Annotated in this window: 1 protein-coding gene; it reads left to right on the top strand. The window is 33.7% G+C overall.

Annotation, left to right across the window (positions count from 1 at the left end; genetic code table 11):
• Positions 1 to 394: IMP dehydrogenase (locus J1M41_RS11765; RefSeq protein WP_206451815.1), on the top strand; the 394-nt coding region annotated here is incomplete at its 5' end.
• Positions 395 to 403: the final 9 nt, after the last annotated feature.

Raw genomic sequence — 403 nt, 5'->3', positions numbered from 1 at the left:
TAGTAAAGCAGCTCGTAAACCTTTGATTGCTGATGGTGGTATAAGAACGCATGGCGACATCGCTAAATCAATTAGATTTGGTGCATCAATGGTCATGATTGGTTCATTATTTGCGGCACACGAAGAATCACCTGGTGAAACTGTAGAACTTGATGGTAAACAGTATAAAGAATATTTTGGTAGTGCATCTGAATTTCAAAAAGGCGAACATAAAAATGTAGAAGGTAAAAAAATGTTTGTAGAACATAAGGGTTCATTAATGGATACCTTAAAAGAAATGCAACAAGATTTACAAAGCTCAATTTCATATGCCGGTGGAAAAGACTTGAAATCATTACGTACTGTAGATTATGTTATTGTTAGAAACTCTATTTTCAACGGTGATAGAGATTAATATTTATAG

The sequence above is a fragment of the Micrococcus sp. KRD096 genome, assembly GCF_017168495.1.
Taxonomy (GTDB): Bacteria; Actinomycetota; Actinomycetes; order Actinomycetales; family Micrococcaceae; genus Micrococcus; species Micrococcus luteus.
Note: the sequence above shows the minus strand (reverse complement) of the source record. Positions and strands in the feature narration are given on the sequence as shown.